This is a genomic window from Streptomyces sp. NPDC049040, assembly GCF_043197715.1.
Taxonomy (GTDB): domain Bacteria; phylum Actinomycetota; class Actinomycetes; order Streptomycetales; family Streptomycetaceae; genus Actinacidiphila.
In genome coordinates this window covers 21,650-36,155 of sequence record NZ_JBICTO010000029.1, presented here as the reverse complement: position 1 = coordinate 36,155, position 14,506 = coordinate 21,650, and the positions used below count along the sequence as shown (strand labels likewise).

Genomic DNA, 14,506 nt, shown 5'->3' with positions numbered 1-14,506 from the left:
GCGGCCCGGCCGGTTTCCTGTTCAGCGCCGGCCGCGGTAGGCCACCAGGCCGCCGGGCGCCTTGTCGAGCAGCAGCTCCTGCGGTGCGGGGGCCACCTCGCCGTCGCAGGCCAGGTGGACGCCGGCGCCCGGCACCCGGACCCGCAGCCGCGGAACCGTCGCCGCCTCGTAGACCGGCGACCTGGTCAGCACCCCGGTCAGGGCGGCGCCCAGCAGCCGTGTCCTGGCGAACGGCCCGCCGTCCACGATCCGCACGTCGAGCCGCCCGTCGGCCAGGTCGCGCCGCCGCACCGGCGCGAGCCCCACGCTCGAATAGCGGCAGTTCCCGGCGAAGAGCAGCCACACCGAGCGCGCCCTGCCGTTGATCTCGATGTCCACGGGCTCGCAGGTCCGCAGCACGTGCACCGCCGCCAGCACGCTCGCCGGCCACGACCCGACCCGCCGCGACCAGCGCTCCCGCACCCGCACCAGGTCCGGGTAGGACCCGAGGCTGAAGGTGTTGAGGTAGGGCTCCGCAGTCCCGTCCGGCGTGTCGAGCACGGTGGTGCGGGCCACGTCCACCGCCGCCGCCCGCTGTTCGAGCACCGCGGCCGCGGTGTCCTCGACCGTGCTGCAGCCCATGTCGATCGCGAAGTGGTTGCGGGTCCCGCCGGGGAAGACCGCCAGCGGCAGCCCGTGCCGTATGGCGATCGCCGCGGCCAGCCGCACGGTGCCGTCGCCGCCGCACACCCCCAGCGCTCCGCCCATCTCGACCGCGGTCCTCGCGGCCTTCTCCAGCGTCTCGGCCAGGTCGTCGTCCTCGGTGCACTCGGTGACCTCGGCCTCCGGCAGCGCCGCGGCGATCCGCACCTCGGGCGTGGTCAGCAGCGGCGGCGGGCCCGAGGCGGCGTTCACCACGACCTGCAGCCCGCGGCCGCCCGGCAGCGAGGGCACCGTCGCGGCCGGCCCCGACCGCGGCGTGCCGGGCGCGGGCGGCAGCAGCGCCCGCACGGCCAGCGCGGCGCCCACTCCCAGCGCGCAGCCGACCAGCACATCGCTCGGGTAGTGCACTCCGGTGTAGATCCGGGAGAAGGCCACGCTCGCCGCCAGCGGCGCCACCGCGGCCCCCCAGCCGGCCGACTCCATCGCCGCACCGACCGCGAAGGCGGCCGCCGACGCGGAGTGCCCCGAGGGGAAGGACGAGGTGACCGGCTGCCGGTGCAGCCGCCTTATCACCGGAACGGCGTCGAGCAGCGGCCTGGTCCGCCGGACCGCCCCCTTGCCCACCGTGTTGACGGTCAGTGACGCAAGCGCCAGCGATCCGATGCCGCGCAGCGCTGCACGCCGGCCGTCCCGGCCGCCCGCCACCGCCATGCCCACCGCGACCGCGCCCCACAGCCGGCCATGGTTCGCCGCCCGGCTGAGCCGTGGCAGCACGGGCTCCGCGCCCGGCCAGTGCCGTCCCGCCACCTCGGCGAAAAGCGCCGTGTCCCAGCTCTTCCAGGGGTATGCCATGCCTGCCGGTTACCCTGTGCCGGGCTGCGCACGCGCGCTGTACGCTCTCCGGGTGAACGCCGCCCGCCGCGACCCCCCGGACCTGGTCGTCTTCGACTGCGACGGCGTACTGGTGGACAGCGAGAAGATCGCCGTCGGGATCGACGTGCTCATGCTGGCCGACCTCGGCTGGCCGCTGTCGCGGGACGAGGTCGTGGAGCGCTTCGTGGGCCGCTCCTTCGCCGACATGGCCGCCGACATCTCCGCGCACCCGGGCGCCCGCTGCCCGACGGCTGGGACACCCGCTGGCGGCAGCGCTACCGCGAGGCCTTCGAGACCGACCTGACGCCGGTCGACGGCATCGTCGAAGCGCTCGACGCACTCACCCTGCCGGTCTGCGTCGCATCGAGCACCGGCCACCGCGGCCTGCGGCACACCCTCGGTCTGACCGGGCTTCACGACCGCTTCGCCGGCCGGATCTTCAGCGCCGCCGACGTCGCGCGCGGCAAACCCGCGCCCGACCTCTTCCTGCACGCGGCCCGCACCCTCGGCGTCGACCCGTCCCGGTGCGCGGTCGTGGAGGACAGCCCCTACGGTGTCGCCGCGGCCCGAGCGGCGGGCATGCGCGCCTACGGCTACTGCGGCGGCCTGACCCCGGCGCACCTCCTCGAGGGCGACGGCACCACCGTCTTCGACGACATGCGCGACCTCCCGGCGCTGCTCCAGGGCTGACCCGGCCCGCGCGCCCGCCGCGGGGCGCTGCTGGTGCGGGAAGGCGCGCGGCGGGGGAAGGTGGGCACACGTGGCGCCTACCACCGGAGGTGCGCAATGCCGATCAGCCTGCCGTACGACCTCAGGCCGGAACCAGGCCTGCCGGTTCCCGTGCACTGGCATGCGCACCTGTCCGCGACCGCTCCCGGCACGGAAGCGGCGGGCGGTGGTGAGCGGCTGCTCGACGCGGCCTGCGGCTACTTCACCCGGCGCGGCATGCGGAGCGGCCCCGACCAGGTGCTGGCCGCCCCCGGCGCGGAGCCGCTGCTGCTGGCGCTGCTCGCCGCCGTCGGCGGCGACCCGGTGCTGGCCCGCCCGGCGCCCGCCTGGCAGGCACCGGTCGCCGCGCTGCTCGGCAGGCCGGTGCACGCGGTACGCAGCGCGCCCGAGGGCGGCGGGGTGCCCGACCCGTTCGCGCTGCTGGAGACGGTCCGCAGGGCCAGGGCGGCCGGCGCCGACCCGCGGCTGCTCGTGCTGTCGGCGGCCGACGACCCCACCGGCACGGTGACCGCGCCTGAGCTGCTGCACGAGACCTGCGAGGCGGCGGCGGAGGCAGGGCTGCAGATCGTCTCCGACGAGACCTACTCCGACACCCTGCACCACCGCGACACCGTGCTGCTCAGCCCCGCCGAGATGCTGCCCGACCACACGGTCGTCCTCACCGACCTCGGCGCCACGCTGGTGCCCGCCGGTGTGCCCGTCGCGCTCGCCCGATTCCCCGCGACGGCGCACGGCAGCGCCTGGCGCCGGCGCACCGCCGCGGCGCTCGCGACGCTGCGTGCCGTGCTGCCCGCACCGGTCGCGGCCGCGACCGCGTACGTGCTCAGCGAGCCGCCCGAGGTCACGGAACTCGCCGCCGCCGCGACCCGCCTGCACGCCAGGACGGCCGCCGCCGCGTACCGGGCGGTCACCGGCACCGGCGCGGTCTGCCGGCCACCGCGGGCCGGATTCCAGATCTACCCGATGCTGCGCAACCCCGACCTCGACGCGGCGGCGGTCGAGGAGCGCCTCACCGCGGCACTGGGCAGGCCGGTGCCCGGCGGCCACCGTTTCGGCGACGACCCGGCGGTGCCCCGGGTGAGGATCACCACCGGCGCCCTGCACGGCAGCACCGAGAGCGAGCGCCGTACGACGCTGGCCGCGGCGGACCCGCTCGCCGTCCCCCATGTGGCGGCGGCGCTGGACGCGCTCACCGCCGCCTTCGGCGCCCTGACCGGCCCCGACGTGGTCAGCGGTTCGGCCGACCTGGGATCGCGGGGCCCGGCCGGCTGACTTACGTTCGAGGCGTCGCGCCGGTGCCGCGACCTTCAGACCTCGGAGCACGGACCGCACGGAGCGCACGGACGGAGTTCCCGATGACCGACCAGAGCGAACGGATCCTGGCCGGCCCCCGCCCGACCGGCGAGCGCCGCGCCTGGCCCAGGTCCTTCGCCGACCGGCTCACAGAACCGCTGCCCGGGCTGCGCACCCTGGTCCGCACGGTCCGCGAGTGCGTCGTCCGCCCGCCCGCCCACACCCTGCGCCAGGTGCCGCTGCTGCCGGTCGATCCCGGCCCGCTGCCGGAACCGCGCCCCGGAACCGCCGGGGTGACCTGGGCAGGGCACGCCAGCTGGGTGATCAGCGTCGGCGGCCTGACCGTGCTGACCGACCCGGTCTGGTCGCGCCGCATCCCCGGCACCCCGGCCAGAATCACGCCGGTGGGCGTGCCCTGGGAGAAGCTGCCGCCGGTCGACGCGGTCGTCATCAGCCACAACCATTACGACCACCTCGACGCCCCCACCATGCGCCGGCTGCCCCGGGACACCGCGCTGCTGGTACCGGCCGGCCTCGCAGCCTGGTGCCGCCGCCGCGGCTTCACCCGGGTGACGGAGCTGGACTGGTGGGAGGCCGCCGAGATCGGCGGCGTCCGCTTCGACTTCGTGCCCGCGCACCACTGGAGCCGGCGCACCCTCACCGACAGCTGCCGTTCGCTGTGGGGCGGCTGGGTCCTCACCGACCCGGCGGGGCCGCGGATCTACTTCGCGGGCGACACCGGCTACGGCAACTGCTTCACCGACATCGGCCGCGCCCATCCCGGCATCGACCTGGCGCTGCTGCCGATCGGCGCGTACGCGCCGCGGCGGCTGCTGCGCGCGGTCCACACGGATCCCGAGGAGGCGGTCCAGGCCTTCCTCGACCTCGGCGCGGCGGCGATGGCGCCCATGCACTGGGCGACCTTCCTGCTCTCCAGCGAGCCGCCGCTCGAACCCCTCACCCGGCTGCGGGCCGCCTGGTCCGCGGCGGCGCTGCCCCGCGACGCCCTGTGGGACCTCCCGGTCGGCGCCTCGCGCCGCCTCACCCGCCGGCAGCCGGCCTGAGCGCCGCCCCGGCCGACCCCCTCCCGGGTCGGCCGGGAAGGACGAACACGGCCGGCTGCGGACGCGGCCGGCCGGCGGGACACCGCTTTCTGCGCAGCGTGCCGACCGACCACGGCCCGCGGGAGCGCCCGTTGCGGGCCCGGGAGCCGTTCGGATCAGTGGCGGAAGTGCCGTACGACCGCAGGACCGGCGGCGATCGCGAAGGTCAGGCCGACCGCCAGGGCGACGCCCTGCCAGGGCTCGGGGAAGAGCGAACCGCCCAGGATGCCGATCAGCTGGTAGGTCGCCGCCCACGCCAGGCAGGCCGGCACATCGCCGCGCACGAAGCGGCGCAGCGGCATCTCGGACATCAGGCACGCCACCATCACCGGGATCCGGCCCGCGGGCAGCAGCCGGGACAGCACGAGGACGGCGGCCCCGTGCTCGTCGAGGCGGTGTTGCGCGGCCGCCAGCGTGTGCTCGTCGACCCGTGCCTGGAGCCGGTGCAGCCAGCGGGACCCGTTGCGCGACCGTACGCCGCGCAGCCCCAGTACGTAGAGCCCGATGTCCCCGAGCAGCGCGGCGAAGGACGCCACGCAGAAGACGCCGAGCAGCGCGAAGGGATCGGTCTGGTGGAAGGCGACGACCGCGGCGCTGGAGACGATCGCCCCGGTCGGCACCACGGGTATCAGCGAGCCGAGCACCACCAGCAGGAACAGCGAGGGGTAGCCCACCGCCTGCTGCGCGCCCTGTGACGGCGGCGGATTCGCCGCGGCGGACGCCAGGAAGGCGATCACCCGGCGGTCCCCCGTCCCGGCGCGTCGGCGGCCGCGACGGTGACGCTCTGCCCGTGGTCGAGCCGGTGCACCGCCACCCGCGGGGCCGCCCGCGCGGCCTGCCGGACGAACTCCCGGCCCGGCGTGTGGAATTCGTGCGGCCGCACCGCGTCCATCCCGATCGGCCAGAACGTGCCGTAGTGCACCGGGACCGCGGCCCGCGGTGCCAGCCGCGCCAGCGCCTGCGCGGCCCTGGCGGCGTCCAGGTGCCCGTCGCCGAGGAAAGGCCCCCAGCCGCCGACCGGCAGCAGCGCGATGTCGCAGGGCCCGACCGCCTCCGCCATCCCGTCGAACAGCCCGGTGTCCCCGGCGAAGTAGGTCCGCGCGGCCCCTTCCACCACGTAGCCGAGCGCGGGCGCGCGCTGCGGCCCGTACGGCAGCCGCCGCCCGTCGTGCGCGGCCGGTACGACGCGCACGGTCAGCGCGCCGAAGTCCAGCGACTCGCCCGCCTCGACCTCCGTCAGCCGCAGCCGGTCGCGCACCCGGCGCAGCCCCGGGACGGCGGCGAAGGCGCCGCGCGGCAGCAGCACCGGGGTGCCGGGCGCGAGCATGGCGAGCGACCCGACGTGCAGATGGTCGGCGTGCAGATGCGACACCAGCACCACGTCGGCCGTGGCGGCCGCGGCCGGCGGCACGGCGCCGCGGCGGCGGCGCAGATGCGCGAGCCGGCGAGCGAACAGCGGGTCGGTCAGCACCCGCATCCCGGAGTCCCGCACGGTCACCGTGGCATGGCCCCACCACGTGATCTCCACCGTCAACGTGCCCGTCCCTCCGCCATGCCCCGTGCCCGACTGCCGCCGGGCCTTCGCCGACTGCTGCCCGCCGACCTGCCCCGACCGGCCGGCCGGATCCGACCGGCTGTCCCGCCGGCCGCACCGCGTCCGTCCGCCGCTGCCCCGGAAAAGGGCGCGTACGCTCCCCGGCCGCCCGCGTTCGTGCGCCCTCCGCGCCCGTCCGCCCCCGAGCGTATGCCCTTCGTTGCAGGTCCGGGGGTACGGGTATGGCAGGGTGTAGGCGTGCCTCAGCCGGGTGAAAGTCGGAGACGGGCCGCGAGGCACAGCGCCCTGCGGGCCGTCGGCCGGGTGCTCGCGGTGTGGATGGTGGCCTCCGCCACCCTCGCCGTCCTGGCCTGGCTGCTGCCCGACTTCCGTATCGAGGCGCCGAACGGCGACAGCCCCACCCAGATAGCGGTCACCGCGGCGATCGGCGCGGGTGCCTTCGGTGTGCTGAGCGCGCTGGTGTGGCCGCTGCTGGTCAGGGCGCTGCTGCTGGTGCCCGCCCTGGTGCTGGGCGCGCTGGTCTTCTTCCTCAACGGTTCGCTGCTGCTGGTCGCGCTGCGGTTCACCCCGGACGGCAGGGGAGAGGTCACACCGGTCACCGCCGTGGTGATCGCCGCGGTGATGTCGGCCGCGTCGTCGGCGACCAGCACCGCGCTCGCCGTACGCGACGACGCCGCCTACGGGCGGCGGCTGGCCCGGCTCGCGGGCCGGCGCAGGCGCCGCGCCGGCGACCCGCCGCTGCCGACCACCCCCGGCACCGTCTTCCTGCAGCTCGACGGCGTCGGCCACGATGTGCTGCACTCCGCCCTGACCTCCAGCCCGCCCGCGATGCCCACGCTGGCCCGCTGGTTCGGCAGCACCCACCGGCTCACCCCATGGCACACCGACTGGAGCAGCCAGACCGGCGCGAGCCAGCTGGCGATCCTGCACGGCAGCAACCACGATGTGCCCGCCTTCCGCTGGTTCGAGAAGGAGACCGGGCAGGTCATGGTCTGCAACCGGCCGTCGAGCGCCGCCGAGCTGGAGCGCCGGGCGGTCGAGCGCACCGGCGACCGCGGCCTGCTCGCCGCGGACGGCGCCAGCCGCGGCAACCTCTTCACCGGCGGCGCCGACCAGTCGGCGCTGGTGATGTCGGTGGCGGCGCAGCGGGGGAAGTTCAGCCGCTCCAGGTCCGGCTACTTCGCCTACTTCTCCGACCCGGCCAACGCCGTGCGCACCGCATGGTCGTTCGTCGCGGAGGTCGGCAGGGAGGTCGTGGAGTCCAGCGCGTCCCGGCTGCGCAGGGACCGCCCGCGGATCAAGCGCGGCGGCCTCTACCCGGTGCTGCGCGCCTTCGCCACCGTCGTCGAGCGGGACGTGGCGGTGGCCGCGGTCATCGGCGACATGCTCGCCGGGCGCACCGCCGTCTACGCCGACCTGGTCGCCTACGACGAGGTCGCCCACCACTCGGGCCCCGGCAGCCGGGACGCCCGCAAGGTCCTCACCCGGCTCGACCGCTCGGTGCTGCTCATCGCCGACGCGGCACGCCACGCCCCCCGGCCGTACCGGATCGTGCTGCTCTCGGACCACGGCCAGAGCGGCGGCGAGACCTTCGAGGACGCGTACGGTACGGGGCTGCGCGAGCTGGTGCGCGCCGGCTGCGGGCTGCCGCCCACCGGGCGGGAGCCGGGGCGGCGGGCCAGGCGGCGTACCGGCGCGGAGGCGCGGGCCGCGGCCCGCAGCGCCCTGCGGCGGCCGGAACGCGGGCGGCGGGCCGCGGAGGAGGCGGCCTGCCAGGGCCCGCCGTCCGACCCGATCGTGCTCGCCTCGGGCAACCTGGGCCTGGTCGCCTTCCCCGACATCGCCGGGCGGGCGACCCTGGAGGAGCTGGCGCAGCGCTGCCCGCGGCTGCTGCCGGAGCTCACCGCGCACCCGGGGATCGGCTTCGTGCTGGTCCGCAGCGAGCGGCGCGGGCCGCTGGTGCTCGGCCCGGGCGGCGGCGAACACGAGCTGGCCACCGGCCGGGTGACGGGCGCGGACCCGCTGGCGTGCTTCGGCGCGGGCGCGGCCGCGGCGGTGCTGCGGGCGGACGCCTTCCCGCACACGGCCGACCTGATGGTCAACTCGGCGGTCGACCCGGGGAGCGGGGCGGTGCACGCCTTCGAGGAGCAGGCCGGGTCGCACGGCGGCCTCGGCGGGCCGCAGTCCCGCCCCTTCCTGCTGGCCCCTGCCGGGCTCCCGCTGCCGCCGGGACCGATCGTCGGAGCGGAGTCCCTGCACGAGGTGTTCCGCGGGTGGCTCACCCCTGCCACGGACCCCGCGCCCGCACCCCTGCTGCGCCCGCGCCCGCACGACGGCCTGTCGCACCCGCTGGGCGCCGCCAGCGGATCGGACGCGGCCCCGGGCCGCTGAGTTCGGCACCTCCTCAGGAGATGTTGCTTCGGCCCGGTCCCGGCCGCCGAGAAGAGTCTTCCGTTCATGCGGACACCCCCGTACGCAGCAGCTGCGACCAGCTCGGCCCCCACAGTTCCAGGACGGTTGGGACCGCGGACGGGATGCCGCTGCTGCCCGCTCATGTCATGGACTTCCGGCTCGGCGTGCTGGCGCACAACACGGCCGCCGCGGCGCTGTTCGGCGACGGCTTCGGCACGGCGGGCGCGGACAACCTGGCCCGCGCGCTCTTCCTGCCGACGCCGATCCGGGCGACGAAGCTCGACTGGGCGCGGGTCGCCCGGGAGACGGTCGGCAACCTGCGGGTGAATCGCGCCCGGCACACCGACGACCCCCGGCTGCTCGGACTGATCGCCGAACTGCGCTCCGCAGGTGCCGACTTCGCGGCCGGGTGGGAGGACCACACGGTCAAGGAGCGGGACCACGGCATCAAGCGCGTCCTGCATCCGGTCGTCGGCGAACTGACCGTCAACCATGACGCGCTGGCGGCGCCTGGTGACTTCGACCAGTGCCTGATCGCCGTCACGCCGGCCGACGCGGCGGCCGAGCGCGCGCTGCGCACCCTCGTGGCCTGCCATGCCGCGGCCGCGGCCCCCGCGAGCGTCCGCCAGATCGTCGCCTGACGCACCCCGCCCGCGCCTCGCGGCTCCCCGGGGCGGGCGCACGGGGAATCATTCGTCAACTACGGGTTGACGATCCGGCTGCGTCAACTTACGGTTGACGCATGACTTCACACCCCGTACGACTCGACGACCTCATCGACTACGTCAAGCAGCAGCACCCCGGCAGCGACCCGCTCGCCGACCTCGAACACGCGGTGACCGTCGCCACGCACCTGGACGAGGTCGCCGACCACCTCATCGGCCACTTCGTCGACCAGGCCCGGCGGGCCGGCGCGTCCTGGACGGACATCGGCCGGCACATGGGCGTCAGCAAGCAGGCGGCGCAGAAGCGCTTCGTGCCCAAGGTCCCGGAAGACCTCGAACTCAACGTCGAGGCGAACTTCAGCCGCTTCACCCCCCGCGCCCGCAAGGCCGTGGCCGACGCGCAGGAAGAGGCCCGCACCGCACGGCACGGCGCCATCGAGCCGGAGCACCTGGTCCTCGGCCTGCTCGACCAGCAGGACACCTTCGCGACCCGCGCCCTCACCGACCTCGGCACCACGCTTGACGCCGTGCGCGCCGCAGTCGCCACCCCGGGGGACCGGAAGAAGCCGCTCACCGGGCATCTGCCGATCAGCCCCGCGGCCAAGAAGACCCTGCAACTCGTCCTCCGCGAGGCCCTGCGCCTCGGCCACAACTACATCGGCACCGAGCACATCCTGCTGGGCGTGCTCAGCGACGACCAGGATCCGTCGGCGCAGGCCCTCACCGCCCTCGGCATCACCCACCAGGCGGTCGAGGAGTGGCTCGTCGAGGCCCTGGCGGGACTCACCCCCTGACCGGCTCGCAGGTCAGGCGGCCAGACCGGCCGACTTGCGCAGCGCCAGCAGCCGGTAGACCGGGTCCGCGCGCGGCACGTCGGGGTCGGGCAGACCGGACAGCCGGCCGGCGAGGGCCGAGGCGCCGTCCTCGTCCAGGACCAGGGCGGAGGCGTAGTAGCCCCGGGCCACGTCCCCGGCCGTCCGGTTGGGGGACCTGCCCTGTCCGTGACCGGTGAAACGGGCCTCGCCTATCCGGCCGAGACCGTGCTCGACGGCCGCCGCCAGGACCCGCGGCCCCGCGTCGTAGGCCCTCGTCACCCGGTAGGGGGCGAGCAACCTGTCGACGTCGCTGTCCACATCGTGCCCCGCGTCCTTGTCGACGGTCGTGACGAGGACACCGCCGGGCCGCAGCACGCGGGCGCACTCGGCGACCACCGCGAGCGCGTCCGGCAGCAGGTGCAGCAGCCACACCGCACTCACCGCGTCGAGCGAATCGTCGGCGAAGGGCAGCCGGCGGCAGTCGCCCCTGACCACGAATCCGCCGACCCGCGCGGCCGCCGTACGCAGCATCCCGTCGGCCGCGTCCACGCCGAGGACCCGCAGGCCGGGACGGGCCAGCCGCTCGGTCACCAGGCCGGTACCGCACCCCACGTCCAGCAGGGTGCGGGCCCGGCCGGGAACGAGCGCGAGCACCGCCCGGGCCGCCGCGTCGGCCCGTGGCACACCACCGCGCGTCGCGTCGTAGCGCGCCGCCTCCGAGTCGTAGTCCAGCATGCGGCCGATCGTAGACGGTGCCGATGAACAGCAGCCTGTCCTGGACCTTGCGCTGCTGTTACGCGAAGGATCAGCCGAAGGTGTCCGGGTCCGGGCCGAGGCGGGTGCCGTCGTCGAGCGCCGCCAGCTCGGCGAGGTCCGCGGCGGGCAGCTCGAAGTCGAAGACGTCGATGTTCTCCCGGATCCTGGAAGGGGTCACCGACTTGGGGATCACCACGTTGCCCAGCTGCAGGTGCCACCTGAGCACCACCTGCGCGGCGGTCCGCCCGTGGCGGTCCGCGATCTTCGCGACCACGGGGTCGGCCAGCAGGCCCTTGCCCTGGCCCAGCGGGGACCACGCCTCGGTCGCGATGCCGAGCTCCGCGTGCACCGCCCGCAGTTCGGACTGGGCGAGCTGCGGGTGCAGCTCGACCTGGTTCACCGCGGGCACCACGTCGGCCCCGGCCACCAGCCGGCGCAGGTGCGCGGGCTGGAAGTTCGACACGCCGATCGCCCGCGCCCTGCCGTCGGCGGCTATCCGCTCCAGGGCGCGCCAGGTGTCGGTGTACGCGTCGCGCTGCGGCTGCGGCCAGTGGATCAGGTACAGGTCCACGTACTCCAGGCCCAGCTTGGCCAGCGAGAGGTCGAAGGCCCGCAGCGCGGCGTCGTAGCCGTGGTCGGTGTTCCACACCTTCGTGGTGACGAACAACTCCTCGCGCGGCAGCCCCGAGGCGGCCAGTGCCCGGCCGGTGCCCTCCTCGTTGCCGTAGAGGGCCGCGGTGTCGATGCTGCGGTAGCCGGCGTCGAGGGCGGTGGCGACGGCGTCGGTCGCCTCGTCGTCCGGCACCTGCCAGACGCCGAAGCCGAGCTGCGGCATCTGGACACCGTTGTTGAGGGTGAGGGCGGGGACCTTGCTCACGGGCGGTCGATCCTTACGTCGGGGGCGGGTCGTACGGCGGGGTGCCGGACCGGGGCGTACAACCCTGCGGCCGATCGGCGCATTCCCGCGTCCCCCGGCGACCCGAGCCGATAACCTCACGCGCGGGACCCGGCTCGGCCCGGGCAGCGGAGGGGAGCGGACCGATGGCGGGCCAGAACACGCCGGTGGCGGAGACGCGGCCGGCGGACCGCGCCGGAGGGGCGCGGCGCGGCCGGCGGCGCGGAGACCTCCAGCCGCAGCCCTTTCCCGATGTGTCGGCCGCCTCGGCCGCCGACCCCGCCGTGCAGCGCGAGACGCTGGCCCGGCTGCGCACCTGGGCGGAGCAGGACGCCGAGGCCGCCATCGACTGGTACCTGCACGACAAGCGGCTCAAGCGCGTGGCGTCCCGGACGCTCCAGGGCCTCGCGATCAGCTTCGCCGTGGCCGGCACCGCGGTCCCGCTGGGCACCGCGGCCTACGGCGGTTCGGGTCAGGGCTGGGGCTACGTCCTGCTCGCGGTCGCCGCCGGCTGCAAGGGCTTCGACCACTTCTTCGGGGTGTCGGCCGCCTGGATGCGGGACGTCGTCGTCGCCCACGCCCTGCGCACCGAGCTGAACGCCGTCCGGCTTGAGTGGGCCGCAGACGTGCTGCGGGCGGGACCCGGCCTGGACACACCCGGCCGGCTGCTGGAACCCGCCGAGGTCGAGCGGCAACTGGCGCTCGTCCAGCGGCTGGCCGATGCCGTGCGCGGCCATGTCGACGGGGAGACCGCGCAGTGGCAGGCCGCGTTCAGCGCCAGCACCAGCCAGCTCCAGGGCCAGAGCCCGCTGCCCGGCGCGGAGCAGCGTCCATGACAGGCCGCCCCGCCGGTGGCCGGCGCGCGCTCGCGCGGGATCGCTGGCGCCCTCAGGCCCGGTAGAGCGCCTCGATCTCCGCCGCGTACGCCGCCTCGATCGCCCGCCGCTTGAGTTTCAGCGACGGCGTCAGCATGCCGCGCTCCTCGCTGAACTGCGCGGCCAGTATCCGGAAGGTCCGGATCGACTCGGCCTGCGACACCAGGGTGTTCGCGGCGACCACCGCCCGCCGGATCTCCGTCTCCAGGTCCGGGTCGTGCACCAGGTCGGAAGGCCCGAGCCGCGGCTTGCCGCGCATGGTCAGCCAGTGGCCCACCGCCTCCGGGTCGAGGGTGACCAGGGCCGCCACGAAGGGCCGGTTGTTGCCGACCACCACGCACTGCGCGACCAGCGGATGCGCCCGCACCCGGTCCTCCAGCGCGATCGGCGACACGCTCTTGCCGCCGCTGGTCACCAGGATCTCCTTCTTGCGCCCGGTGATGGTCAGGTAGCCGTCCTCGTCGAGCGCGCCGATGTCGCCGGTGGCCAGCCAGCCGTCGCGCAGTACCTCGTCGGTGGCCTTGACGTTGTTGAGGTAGCCGCCGAAGACCTGACCGCCGCGCAGCCAGATCTCGCCGTCCTCGGCGATCAGCACGGTGGTGCCCGGCACCGGCAGGCCGACGGTGCCGAAGCGGGTCTGCTCCGGCGGGTTCGCGGTGGCCGCCGCCGTGGTCTCGGTGAGCCCGTAGCCCTCGTAGATCGTCACGCCCGCGCCGGAGAAGAACAGCCCGAGCCGCCGCTCCATCGCCGACCCGCCGGAGATCGCGTGCCGCACCCGGCCGCCGAGTGCGGCACGCACCTTGCTGTAGACCAGCTTCTCGTAGATCTGGTGCTGCATCCGCAGCGAGGCGCTCGGCCCGGGACCGGTGCCGAAGGCCCTGTCCTCCATCGCCTCCGCGTACCGGACCGCGACCTCGACGGCCTTCTCGAAGGGGCCCAGCTTCCCGCCGGTCTCCGCCTTGCGCCGGGCGCCCTGGAAGACCTTCTCGAACACGTAGGGCACGGCCAGCACGAAGGTCGGCCGGAAACCGGCGAGCGAGGGGATCAGATCGGACGCCGCCATGCTCGGCTGGTGCGCGAGCCTGATCCGGTGCCGGATGCACGCCACCTCGACCATCCGGCCGAAGACGTGGGCGAGCGGCAGGAAGAGCAGGGTGGCCGGTTCCTCGCCCGGTTTGCTGGAGAAGACCGGTTCCCAGCGGGCCACCACGTTGTCGGTCTCCGCCATGAAGTTGGCGTGGGTGAGGACGCAGCCCTTGGGCCGGCCCGTGGTGCCGGAGGTGTAGATGACGGTGGCGACCGCGTCCGGCGTCACGGCCAGCCGGTGCCGCTCCACCACGTCGTCGCCGATGTGCCGGCCGGCCTGCGACAGCTCCGCGACGCAGTCCGCGTCCAGTTGCCACAGCCGTTCCAGCCTGGGCAGCTCGTCGACGGCCGCGCCGATCGTCATCGCGTGGTCCTCGTGCTCCACGACGGCGGCCACGGCGGCCGAGTCGTGCAGCATCCAGCGGACCTGCTCCGATGAGGATGTCGGGTAGATCGGCACCGACTGGGCGCCGATCGACCACAGCGCGAAGTCGAAAAGCGTCCACTCGTAGCGGGTGCGGGACATGATCGCGACGCGGTCGCCGAAGCGGACGCCTTCGGCCAGCATGCCTTTGGCGACCGCCAGTACCTGATCGCGGAATTCGGCGGCGCTGACATCGTGCCATTCGCCCTGGTCGTCGGCGCGTGCCAGGACGGCCTGGTCGGGGGTCTGTTGTGCGTTGCCGAACACGGCATCCGCCAAACCGCCGGCCTTGGGTGAGGTGGCCAGTGGGGGGACGGTGAACTGACGCAACGGGTGCTCTCCTAGGACCGCTCAGTGCGGGGCCGTAAGTTACCCGATCCGCC

The 14,506-nt window shown here is 75.1% G+C and carries 12 protein-coding genes and 1 pseudogene; 7 read left to right on the top strand and 6 right to left on the bottom strand.

Features of this window, described 5'->3' with window-relative positions; translation table 11 throughout:
* Positions 1-21: 21 nt before the first annotated feature.
* Positions 22-1,494, bottom strand: a complete 1,473-nt coding sequence (locus ACGFMP_RS35565; RefSeq protein ID WP_393677979.1) for a bifunctional phosphatase PAP2/diacylglycerol kinase family protein — start codon at positions 1,492-1,494, stop codon at positions 22-24.
* Between ACGFMP_RS35565 and ACGFMP_RS35560 the strand changes: the two are divergent.
* The 3 genes and pseudogenes from ACGFMP_RS35560 to ACGFMP_RS35550 all read left to right on the top strand — a co-directional run bounded on the left by ACGFMP_RS35560 (position 1,493) and on the right by ACGFMP_RS35550 (position 4,601).
* A pseudogene (locus ACGFMP_RS35560) lies at positions 1,493-2,205 on the top strand (HAD family hydrolase). The gene ACGFMP_RS35565 and the pseudogene ACGFMP_RS35560 overlap by 2 nt on opposite strands.
* Positions 2,206-2,301: 96 nt before the next feature.
* Entirely contained in the window at positions 2,302-3,516 is a 1,215-nt protein-coding gene (locus tag ACGFMP_RS35555; RefSeq protein ID WP_393677977.1) for an aminotransferase class I/II-fold pyridoxal phosphate-dependent enzyme, read from the top strand.
* A gap of 83 nt (positions 3,517-3,599) precedes the next feature.
* Entirely contained in the window at positions 3,600-4,601 is a 1,002-nt protein-coding gene (locus ACGFMP_RS35550) for an MBL fold metallo-hydrolase (RefSeq protein ID WP_393677975.1), read from the top strand.
* A gap of 155 nt (positions 4,602-4,756) precedes the next feature.
* Here the strand turns inward: ACGFMP_RS35550 and ACGFMP_RS35545 are convergent, their stop codons facing one another.
* Together ACGFMP_RS35545 and ACGFMP_RS35540 are read right to left on the bottom strand one after the other, a co-directional pair.
* Positions 4,757-5,377, bottom strand: a complete 621-nt coding sequence (locus tag ACGFMP_RS35545) for a DedA family protein (RefSeq protein ID WP_393677973.1) — start codon at positions 5,375-5,377, stop codon at positions 4,757-4,759.
* Complete coding sequence (locus ACGFMP_RS35540; protein WP_393677971.1) at positions 5,374-6,174, bottom strand: MBL fold metallo-hydrolase; 801 nt, start codon at positions 6,172-6,174, stop codon at positions 5,374-5,376. The genes ACGFMP_RS35545 and ACGFMP_RS35540 overlap by 4 nt, the downstream gene beginning before the upstream one ends.
* A gap of 339 nt (positions 6,175-6,513) precedes the next feature.
* Between ACGFMP_RS35540 and ACGFMP_RS35535 the strand changes: the two genes are divergently transcribed.
* From ACGFMP_RS35535 to ACGFMP_RS35525, 3 genes are all read left to right on the top strand, one after another.
* On the top strand, positions 6,514-8,586 hold the full coding sequence (locus ACGFMP_RS35535) for a phage holin family protein (RefSeq protein ID WP_393678062.1): 2,073 nt from the start codon (positions 6,514-6,516) through the stop codon (positions 8,584-8,586).
* Between the two features lie 143 nt (positions 8,587-8,729).
* Positions 8,730-9,248 (top strand): hypothetical protein, encoded by a 519-nt coding sequence (locus tag ACGFMP_RS35530; protein ID WP_393677969.1) that lies wholly within the window; start codon positions 8,730-8,732, stop codon positions 9,246-9,248.
* A gap of 101 nt (positions 9,249-9,349) precedes the next feature.
* The gene (locus tag ACGFMP_RS35525) at positions 9,350-10,066 is read left to right on the top strand and encodes a Clp protease N-terminal domain-containing protein (protein WP_393677967.1); all 717 of its coding nucleotides are present in this window, start codon (positions 9,350-9,352) and stop codon (positions 10,064-10,066) included.
* A gap of 12 nt (positions 10,067-10,078) precedes the next feature.
* Here the strand turns inward: ACGFMP_RS35525 and ACGFMP_RS35520 are convergent, their stop codons facing one another.
* Complete coding sequence (locus ACGFMP_RS35520) at positions 10,079-10,822, bottom strand: class I SAM-dependent methyltransferase (protein ID WP_393677965.1); 744 nt, start codon at positions 10,820-10,822, stop codon at positions 10,079-10,081.
* A 70-nt stretch (positions 10,823-10,892) separates the two neighbouring features.
* Positions 10,893-11,720 carry an aldo/keto reductase gene (locus ACGFMP_RS35515; RefSeq protein ID WP_393677963.1) on the bottom strand — a complete coding sequence of 276 codons (828 nt, stop codon included), beginning with the start codon at positions 11,718-11,720 and terminating at the stop codon, positions 10,893-10,895.
* 164 nt (positions 11,721-11,884) lie between these two features.
* Between ACGFMP_RS35515 and ACGFMP_RS35510 the strand changes: the two genes are divergently transcribed.
* Complete coding sequence (locus ACGFMP_RS35510; RefSeq protein WP_393677961.1) at positions 11,885-12,574, top strand: SLATT domain-containing protein; 690 nt, start codon at positions 11,885-11,887, stop codon at positions 12,572-12,574.
* A 52-nt stretch (positions 12,575-12,626) separates the two neighbouring features.
* Here ACGFMP_RS35510 and ACGFMP_RS35505 read toward each other — a convergent pair whose 3' ends face one another.
* Complete coding sequence (locus ACGFMP_RS35505; RefSeq protein WP_393677959.1) at positions 12,627-14,453, bottom strand: AMP-dependent synthetase/ligase; 1,827 nt, start codon at positions 14,451-14,453, stop codon at positions 12,627-12,629.
* Positions 14,454-14,506 lie beyond the last annotated feature (53 nt).